The sequence below is a fragment of the Rhodococcus sp. IEGM 1307 genome (assembly GCF_030056915.1).
Classification (GTDB): domain Bacteria; phylum Actinomycetota; class Actinomycetes; order Mycobacteriales; family Mycobacteriaceae; genus Rhodococcus_F; species Rhodococcus_F opacus_D.
In genome coordinates, this window is sequence record NZ_JASHKW010000129.1 from 1 (window position 1) to 219 (window position 219).

At 65.3% G+C, this 219-nt stretch carries 1 protein-coding gene; it reads left to right on the top strand.

What is annotated here, in order from left to right; all coding sequences use genetic code 11:
* Window positions 1–219 (top strand): hypothetical protein (locus tag QM841_RS43045; protein WP_283336814.1); only part of this gene is annotated, 219 nt, incomplete at both ends.

A 219-nucleotide genomic window follows, 5' to 3' on the forward strand; every position in this document is an offset into this window, starting at 1 on the left:
ACGGCAGCCCCGACAAGGATCCGGCGGTGCGGTTGCGCACGCTCACCGACGCCGGCAGGTTGAGTGTGCCGTTCACGACGGGCATTCTGGTGGGAATCGGCGAGACCGTGCGGGAACGGGCGGAATCGATCATGGCGATCCGCAAGTCGCACAAGGCGTTCGGCCACGTTCAGGAAGTGATCGTCCAGAACTTCCTCGCCAAGCCCGACACCGCGATGC